The sequence below is a fragment of the Promicromonospora sp. NPDC057488 genome, from assembly GCF_042802395.1.
Classification (GTDB): Bacteria; Actinomycetota; Actinomycetes; order Actinomycetales; family Cellulomonadaceae; genus Promicromonospora.
On the sequence record NZ_JBHVEG010000225.1, the window covers coordinates 1 to 8,527 of the forward strand.

Here is an 8,527-nt window from a genome sequence, read left to right on the forward strand (position 1 = left end):
CCCTCAGGTCACCCGGGTGACCTGAGGGTCTGACACGTCTCGGACGTGGGTCGGAGGGCAGCGTCAGAGCGCGCCGGTGACCTTGTCGAAGATCGCCCGGTCCAGGATCGCGCCCTCACGGCGGACGGCGTCCGGGTGGATGCGGATCACGCGGTTGAGGCGCACCTCGGAGGGGCGGCCCGAGCTGTCCCAGCCGCCGGTGCCGATGTCCATCCAGCGGCGTCCGGCGCGGGCCTCCTGCTCGGCGTCGCGGTCGTGGTCCTGGCTGGTGAGCTGCAGCGCGAGCAGCCACGGGCCGTCGTTGCCCACGATCAGCACCGGCCGGTCCTTGCCCTGGCTGTGATCTTCCTCATAGGGAACCCATGACCAGACGACCTCGCCCGGGTCGGGCTCGCCGTCGAGCTCGGGGCGGTAGACGGGCTTCACCTTGCCCTCGAAGTCGCCCGGGTAGCCGTCGGTCTCGGGGACGTCGCGTCCCGACGGGCGAGGCGCCCGCGGCGTCGGCCGGTCGCCCGACGGCCGGGAGCCGGAGGGCTTGTCACCGCCCGAGCGGCTGTCGTTCTGGTCGCCGAGGGCACGGGCCACGGCCTCGACGACGTCGCCGAGCAGCTTGATCCACGGGTTCTGGTTCACGCAGGGCAGGGTAGCCCGACGCCGGCCCGCGAGCAGGCGGGCCGACGCCGGGCGGGGCGCCCCGCGCCCCGTACCCCGGCGGGCTCAGGTCAGGTCGAGCGCCCGGTCCATGTACTTCACGACCTCGTTGAACCTGGCCTCGTCCAGCACGTCGCCCTCGCGGCGCACGTCGTCGGGGTCGATCCGGATGACGCGGTTGATCCGGATCTCGGACTCGCGGCCCGACCGGTCCCACCGGCCCGTGCCGACGTCCATCCAGATGCGCCCCGCGCGGGCCTCGTCGAGCAGGTCCTCGCGGTCGTGGTCCTGGCTGGTGAGCTGGAGGCCCAGCAGCCAGGGACCGTCGTGGCCCACGAGCAGCACCGGGCGGTCCTTGCCCTGGCTGTGGTCCTCCTCGAACGGGACCCAGGTCCAGACCACCTCGCCCGGGTCCGGCTCGCCGTCGAGCTGCGGGTGGTAGACGGGGTGCACGTCGCCCTCGTAGTCGCCGGGGTAGCTGTTGTCTGATGCGAAGGTCACGCCTGGAACCGTACCGGAACGGGTGAACCGCACATCCGAGACTTATCCCGCGCAGGCCTGCGTGAACTCGGCCAGCTCGGCCGCCATCGGCTCCGGCTCCCAGCTGTGCATGGCGCCCGGCATCTCCTTCTCGGTGCCCTTCGGCACCTGCGCCACGATGCTCGCGGCGGCCACCGGCATCTCCGGGAACGTCTCGGTCCCGTACATGGCCAGCACCGGGACCGTGACGTCGAGCGTGCCGTCCTCCAGCCCGTGCTGCGCCCACGCCAGCGCCTGCGCGTCGGCCCGGTAGGCGGCCACGGTGCGGGCCAGGTCCGGCCAGGCGGGGGAGGCCTCCATCCCCGCGAGCCACTCCGGCGGCATGTCCTTCATGTAGTACCGCATGGCGTTCTCGGTGTCGCCCGCGTCGAGCAGGCGCTCGATCTCGTCGGCCCAGGCCTGCGTCGTGGCGGCGGGGTCGCCCAGGGGCGCCTCCCACAGCGCCAGCCCCGCCACGGGCAGCCCGGCCGTCGCGGCCCGGAGGCTGATCGCGCAGCCGGACGAGTGCCCGACCAGCACGGCGGGGCCGCCCGCGACCTCGATCACCGCGGCCACGGCCGCCAGCTCGCGGTCCAGGTCGAGCCGGCCCTCGGCCGGGCTCTCCCCGCGCCCCAGGCGGTCGAACGTGACGGCGGTCAGGCCGGCGTCGGCGGCGCGGCGGGCGGTCTCGGCGGTGATCGGGTCGTCGGCCCGGTCCGGTCCCGCGCCCGTCACGAAGACGAGGGCCGGGCCGGAGCCGTGCAGGTCGTAGGCGACCCGGTCGCCCTGGCTGGTGGTCGTGTAGAGAGTCATGACGGTCCGACGACGCCGGCGCGCGGAACTCATCGGCCGGACGAAATGTGCTGGCCGCGTCCCCGGGACGGTGCCACGGTGTGGCCATGCGCCTCCACGACGACGAGCTCGTCTCCACCCCGGACCTCGTGCACCGGCTGGTCGCGGCCCAGCTGCCCCGGTGGTCCGGGCTGCCGGTGCGGCCCGGACCGGCCGGCGGCACCGACCACCACCTGTTCCGCCTCGGGGACGACCTGCTGGTCCGCATGCCCAAGATCGCCTGGGCGCAGGACCAGGCGCTCGCCGACGCGCGCTGGCTCCCGCACCTGGCCGCGCACCTCCCGGTCGAGATCCCCGCGCCGGTGGCGGTGGGCGAGCCGGGGGAGGGCTTCCCGTTCCGCTGGTCGGTGGTGCCGTGGCTGGAGGGCGAGCCGGCGTCCCCCGAGGGCCTCGACGCGCGCGGCGCCCGCGACCTGGGCGAGCTCGTCACCGCCCTGCGGACGGTCCCCACCGACGGCGGGCCCGTCAAGGAGGGCACCTCGCGCGGCGTCCCGCTCGCGAACCTGGACGACGCCGTCCGCGCGGGGATCGTCGCGTCCGGCAACCGGATCGACGGCCCCGCCGTCACCAGGGTGTGGGACGGCGCCCTGGCCGCGCGCCCCGCGGCGGAACCGAGCTGGCTGCACGGCGACCTGCTGCCCGGCAACCTGCTGACCCGCGCCGGGCGGCTGACCGGCGTCATCGACTGGGGCGCCATGGGCCTGGGCGACCCGGCCGCCGACCTGATCCCCGCCTGGGGCCTGCCCCTGGCGGACGGCGAGCGCGCCGACTTCCGCGCGACGGCCACGGCCGGCCTGGCGGACCCCGACGACGCGTGGCAGCGCGGGCGCGGCTGGATGCTGGTGCAGGCCGTCATCGCGCTGCCGTACTACTGGGACCGCTGGCCGGCCTTCGCCCGCGCGGGCCAGGCCCGGATCTCCACCGTCCTGGCGGACTGAAGCCCCGGTCGACCCCTACGGCACGATCGGCTGCGCCAGCGCGGCCTCGAGGTCGGCGCGGTCGCCCGTGACGACGAGCCCCGCCTCGTCCGGCGTCAGCCGGCGCCACAGCGTCAGCGCGAGCGCCTCGGCCGTACCGGTGACGACGACGTCGGGCGCCACCTCGTCCGCGCGCTCGCCCGGGGCGCCGAGCACCCACAGGGGCGCGCCGGGGAGGTCGGTCGCCACGAGCGCCACCGGGAAGCGGAGCGGCGCCATGCGCCCCAGGCCCACCTGTCGGGGCTGGAGCACGCCGACCACCTCGTCGACCGTGTCGGCCCACACCTCCGGCGCCGCGCCGACGAGGCCCGCCGCGGCCCCGCCCGCGGAGGCGGCCAGCAGGTCGTGCAGGTGCACGAGCGTCTCGTGGGTCTGCCGGCGGTGCCAGAACCGCACCGGGCCGGGGCCCAGCGGGTCGGGATGGGTCAGGACCCGGCACTCGGCCGCGGCGTCGAGCTCGGCCAGCGTCTCGCGCAGGAGGGCCGCCTGGGCGGCGTAGTGCGGCGCGAGGTCGAACGGGCCGTCGCCGAGCGCCGGCCCCTTGACCCCGCGGGCGTTGCCCGCGGCCCAGTGGTGCACCTCGGCGAGGTGCTCCACGAGCCCGCGCACGGTCCAGTCACCGCAGGCGGGGACCCGCGCGTCGGCGTCCGCGGCGGGCACCGCGGCGAGGAAGTCGCCCTGGAACTTGGCCAGCAGCGACAGGTGGTCGAGCGTCATGTGCGGAAAGGTACCGCGCCCCACCGACACCCCGGTGCCACGCTCCGGATGACGGCTGCCGCACGCCGTGGAACCGTAGGAGCACCTCCGTCGTTCTCCACGCGATGCGCACGGCGCATCCTGGCCGGAGACCTTCGGTCCGAGGCAGACCGCACCACCACCAGTGAAGGATCATGGACCCCGACAGTCATAGTCCCGGCCCGAACGCACGTCTCCGCACCACCGAGAGGAGGTGGATGCGTTGACCTGGGTGATCTCCCTCCTGCTGGGGGTCGTGGTGATCCTGGCGATCACCGCCGTGACGGGTTACTTCGTCGCGCAGGAGTTCGCGTACATGGCGGTCGACCGCGCCCGCCTCGCCTCCCGCTCCGAGTCCGGTGACGCCGGCGCGCGGCGCGCGCTCGGGGTGACCCGGCGCACCAGCTTCATGCTGTCCGGCGCGCAGCTCGGCATCACCGTCACCGGCCTGCTCGTCGGCTATGTCGCCGAACCGCTCGTCGGCGAGGCGCTCGGCGAGGCCCTGGGCGGCGTCGGCGTGCCGGTCGGCACGGGTGTCGCCATCGGCACCGTCCTCGCCCTCGTCTTCTCGACCCTCGTCCAGATGCTGTTCGGCGAGCTCGTGCCGAAGAACCTGGCGATCGCCCGGCCGGAACCGGTCGCGCTCTGGCTGGCCCGGTCGACCACGGTGTACCTCGCCGTCTTCGGCTGGCTCATCAAGGTGTTCGACGCCGCGTCCAACGCGCTCCTGCGGCTGCTGCGCATCGAGCCCGTGCACGACGTCGAGCACTCGGCCACGGCCCGCGACCTGGAGCACATCGTCGCGGACTCGCGGGCCAGCGGTGACCTGCCCGGCGACCTGTCGGTGCTGCTGGACCGCATCCTCGACTTCCCGCGGCAGGACGTGGAGCACGCCATGATCCCGCGCGCCCGCGTGGGCGTGGTGCACAGCAAGGACACGCTCGCCCAGGTGCGCGAGCTGATGGCCGCGGGCCACTCCCGCTACCCGGTGGTGGACGACGACGGTGAGGTCACCGGCGTCGTGCACCTGACCGACCTGCTCGCGGCGCCGTCGTCGGCGACCACCGTCGCGGACCTGCTGCGCCCCGCGCTCGTGCTGCCCACCTCGATGGCCCTGCCGGACGCCCTGCGGGAGCTGTCCGCCACGCGCAACCAGATGGCCTGCGTCGTGGACGAGTACGGCGGCTTCGCCGGCGTGCTGACCGTCGAGGACCTGGCCGAGGAGCTCGTCGGCGAGATCACCGACGAGCACGACGACGAGATCGACCCCGTGACCGCCGCGTCGGACGGCGTCTGGGTCATGGCCGGTGACGTGCACCTCGACGAGGTCGAGCGCGCCGTCGAGCGCGACCTGCCCGAGGGTGACCACGAGACGATCGCGGGTCTCGCGATCGCCGTGCACGGCTCGCTGCCCGCGGCCGGCGACGTCGTCGACGTGCCGCTGCCCATCGACCCGGCCACCCTGGTGGCGCCCGAGCCGCCGCCGTCCGAGGTGCTCCGCATCGAGGTGCTCGACGTGGAGCGGCACGTGCCGTCCCACGTCCGGGTCACCGTGGTCGAGGCACCCCCCGAGGACGAGGCGGAGACCCCCGCCGGCCACCACGCCGGCACCGAGACCGAGGAGACCCGATGAGCAACCCCTGGGTCGTCCTCGCCGCGACCGTCCTGATCATCGCGCTGAGCGCGTTCTTCGTGGCCGTGGAGTTCGCGCTCCTGGCCGCCAAGCGGCACCGCCTGGAGGACGCCGCTCCCACCTCCCGCTCGGCGCGGGCGGCGCTGCGCAGCTCCAGCGAGCTCACCGTGCTCCTGGCCGGCTCGCAGCTCGGCATCACGGTGTGCACCCTGGCGCTCGGTGCCATCACCAAGCCGGCCGTGCACCACTGGCTCACGCCGGTGTTCGAGACGTGGGGCGCGCCCTACTGGGCCGCCGACGTCGCGGGCTTCGTGCTGGCCCTGATCATCGTCACGTTCCTGCACCTGGTGGTGGGGGAGATGGCGCCCAAGTCGTGGGCCATCGCGCACCCCGAGGCGAGCGCGACGATGCTGGCGCTGCCGATGCGGGCGTTCATGGTCGTGACCCGGCCGGTGCTCGTGGCGCTCAACGGCGCCGCGAACTGGTGCCTGCGGCGGGTCGGCGTCGAGCCCGCCGACCAGGTCGCCTCCGGGCAGGGCCCGGAGGACCTGCGGCACCTCGTGGAGCACTCCGTCAGCGTGGGTGCGCTCGACCTGGCGTACTCGACCCAGCTCTCGGGCGCGCTCGACCTGCGCCGCCTGACGGTCGAGGACCTGCTGGCCGACCACGCGGCGCCGTCCGCCGTCGGGCACGGGGCCACGGCCGCGCAGGTGCAGGAGGCGTCCCGCGCCTCCGGCCACCTGCGGATCCTGGTGCAGGGTGATGGCGGGCGCCCGGAGGGCGTGGTGCACGTGCGCGACACCCTCCTGCTGGCCGACGACGCGCCCGTCACGGACGTGACCCGGCCCGTGTTCGAGCTGGCCGCGGACGTGCCCCTGCACACCGCGCTGACCAGCATGCGCGAGACGGGCAACCACCTCGCCGTCGTGCCGCGGTCGGACGCCGACGGGCCGGACGGGCCCGCGGCGGACTTCGGCGTGGTGACCCTCGCCGACGTGCTGCGGCGCCTGCTGCCGCGCACGACGGCGGGCACGCCCGCCTGACGAGGCGCGGGTGCGGTGCCGGGGGACTGCCCTCCGGTGCCGCACCCCGCTCGCACGGGACGTGGGAGAATGGCAGCTGGCCCCCGCCCATCCCGGCCACGATCCTGACGACACCACCCTGACGACGGAGCGAGAACGCTTTGCCCATCCCCGGTCCTGCGCTCACGGCGCGCATCCAGCCGAATGCCACGGCGCCCGAGCTGATCCGCAACTTCTGCATCATCGCGCACATCGACCACGGCAAGTCGACCCTGGCCGACCGCATGCTCCAGCTCACGGGCGTCGTCGACGCGCGCGCCATGCGCGCCCAGTACCTGGACCGGATGGACATCGAGCGCGAGCGCGGCATCACCATCAAGTCGCAGGCCGTCCGGATGCCGTGGGAGCTCGACGGCACCCCGCACGCCCTGAACATGATCGACACGCCCGGCCACGTCGACTTCACCTACGAGGTCTCCCGGTCGCTGGCCGCCTGCGAGGGCGCCGTGCTGCTGGTCGACGCCGCGCAGGGCATCGAGGCGCAGACCCTGGCCAACCTGTACCTGGCCATGGAGAACGAGCTCGAGATCATCCCGGTCCTGAACAAGATCGACCTGCCCGCGGCCCAGCCCGAGAAGTACGCCGAGGAGCTGGCGAACCTCGTGGGCTCCGACCCGGAGGACGTGCTCAAGGTCAGCGGCAAGACGGGCGTGGGCGTCGAGGCCCTGCTCGACCGCATCGTGCAGCGCGTCCCGGCCCCGGTCGGCGACCCGGACGCTCCGGCGCGCGCCATGATCTTCGACTCGGTCTACGACACCTACCGCGGCGTCGTCACCTACGTGCGGGTGGTCGACGGCGACCTGAACCCGCGCGAGAAGATCGCCATGATGTCGACGAAGGCCACGCACGAGCTCCTGGAGATCGGCGTCAGCGCGCCCGAGCCGCACCCGACCAAGGGTCTCGGCGTCGGCGAGGTGGGCTACCTGATCACCGGCGTGAAGGACGTGCGCCAGTCGAAGGTCGGCGACACCGTGACCAACGCGGCCAAGCCCGCCACCGATGCGCTCGGCGGCTACAGCGACCCCAAGCCCATGGTCTTCTCGGGCCTGTACCCGATCGACGGCTCGGACTACCCGGTGCTGCGCGACGCCCTGGACAAGCTCAAGCTCAACGACGCGGCGCTCAACTACGAGCCCGAGACGTCGGTCGCCCTCGGCTTCGGCTTCCGCGTGGGCTTCCTCGGCCTGCTGCACCTCGAGATCGTGCGCGAGCGCCTGGAGCGCGAGTTCAACCTCGACCTCATCTCCACCGCCCCGAACGTCATCTACGACGTGACGCTGGAGGACAACACCCAGGTCGAGGTGACCAACCCGTCGGAGTTCCCCGGGGGCAAGATCAAGGAGGTCCGCGAGCCCGTCGTCAAGGCTACGATCCTCACCCCGGCCGAGTTCGTGGGCGCCGTCATGGAGCTGTCGCAGTCCAAGCGCGGCGACCTGCAGGGCATGGACTACCTGTCCGAGGACCGCGTCGAGATGCGCTACCACCTGCCGCTCGCCGAGATCGTCTTCGACTTCTTCGACCAGCTCAAGTCCAAGACCCGCGGCTACGCGTCCCTGGACTACGACACGTCCGGCGACCAGGTGGCCGACCTCGTCAAGGTCGACATCCTGCTGCAGGGCGAGCAGGTCGACGCGTTCAGCGCCATCGTGCACCGGGACAAGGCCTACTCGTACGGCGTCATGATGACGGCCAAGCTCAAGGAGCTCATCCCGCGCCAGCAGTACGAGGTGCCCATCCAGGCGGCGATCGGCGCGCGCGTCATCGCCCGCGAGACCATCCGCGCCATGCGCAAGGACGTGCTCGCCAAGTGCTACGGCGGTGACATCAGCCGTAAGCGCAAGCTGCTGGAGAAGCAGAAGGAGGGCAAGAAGCGCATGAAGAACATCGGCTCCGTCGAGGTGCCGAAGGACGCGTTCATCGCCGCGCTCTCCTCGGACTCGGACGGCCCCAAGGACAAGAAGAAGTAGGTGCCCGCACTTCCCTCCGGCATCCCCGTGCCCGACGACGGCGGGCTGCCGACCTGGACGCGCCCCTCGCTGGTCGAGCTTGTCGAGACCTCTGACGGGTCTCGACAAGCT

At 73.3% G+C, this 8,527-nt stretch carries 8 protein-coding genes; 4 read left to right on the top strand and 4 right to left on the bottom strand.

Annotation, left to right across the window (positions count from 1 at the left end; genetic code table 11):
- Positions 1-63: 63 nt before the first annotated feature.
- The 3 genes from ACFU5G_RS27290 to ACFU5G_RS27300 all read right to left on the bottom strand — a co-directional run bounded on the left by ACFU5G_RS27290 (position 64) and on the right by ACFU5G_RS27300 (position 1,983).
- Positions 64-633: a type II toxin-antitoxin system PemK/MazF family toxin gene (locus ACFU5G_RS27290; RefSeq protein ID WP_377251786.1), complete on the bottom strand. Its 570-nt coding sequence runs from the start codon at positions 631-633 to the stop codon at positions 64-66.
- 84 nt (positions 634-717) lie between these two features.
- A complete protein-coding gene (locus ACFU5G_RS27295) occupies positions 718-1,152 on the bottom strand; it encodes a type II toxin-antitoxin system PemK/MazF family toxin (protein WP_377251788.1) in 435 nt (144 codons plus the stop codon).
- 42 nt (positions 1,153-1,194) lie between these two features.
- The gene (locus ACFU5G_RS27300) at positions 1,195-1,983 is read right to left on the bottom strand and encodes an alpha/beta fold hydrolase (RefSeq protein WP_377251790.1); all 789 of its coding nucleotides are present in this window, start codon (positions 1,981-1,983) and stop codon (positions 1,195-1,197) included.
- Positions 1,984-2,069: 86 nt separating this feature from the next.
- On the opposite strand from ACFU5G_RS27300, the gene ACFU5G_RS27305 reads away from it, so the two are divergent.
- The gene (locus tag ACFU5G_RS27305) at positions 2,070-2,960 is read left to right on the top strand and encodes an aminoglycoside phosphotransferase family protein (protein ID WP_377251792.1); all 891 of its coding nucleotides are present in this window, start codon (positions 2,070-2,072) and stop codon (positions 2,958-2,960) included.
- A gap of 15 nt (positions 2,961-2,975) precedes the next feature.
- Here the strand turns inward: ACFU5G_RS27305 and ACFU5G_RS27310 are convergent, their stop codons facing one another.
- Positions 2,976-3,716, bottom strand: coding sequence for a maleylpyruvate isomerase N-terminal domain-containing protein (locus ACFU5G_RS27310; protein ID WP_377251794.1), 741 nt, complete (start codon positions 3,714-3,716; stop codon positions 2,976-2,978).
- 241 nt (positions 3,717-3,957) lie between these two features.
- On the opposite strand from ACFU5G_RS27310, the gene ACFU5G_RS27315 reads away from it, so the two are divergent.
- The 3 genes from ACFU5G_RS27315 to lepA all read left to right on the top strand — a co-directional run bounded on the left by ACFU5G_RS27315 (position 3,958) and on the right by lepA (position 8,416).
- Positions 3,958-5,367 carry a hemolysin family protein gene (locus tag ACFU5G_RS27315; protein WP_377251796.1) on the top strand — a complete coding sequence of 470 codons (1,410 nt, stop codon included), beginning with the start codon at positions 3,958-3,960 and terminating at the stop codon, positions 5,365-5,367.
- A complete protein-coding gene (locus ACFU5G_RS27320) occupies positions 5,364-6,410 on the top strand; it encodes a hemolysin family protein (RefSeq protein ID WP_377251798.1) in 1,047 nt (348 codons plus the stop codon). Before ACFU5G_RS27315 ends, ACFU5G_RS27320 begins: the two co-directional genes overlap by 4 nt.
- 140 nt (positions 6,411-6,550) lie before the next feature.
- Positions 6,551-8,416, top strand: a complete 1,866-nt coding sequence (lepA, locus tag ACFU5G_RS27325; RefSeq protein WP_377251800.1) for a translation elongation factor 4 — start codon at positions 6,551-6,553, stop codon at positions 8,414-8,416.
- Positions 8,417-8,527 lie beyond the last annotated feature (111 nt).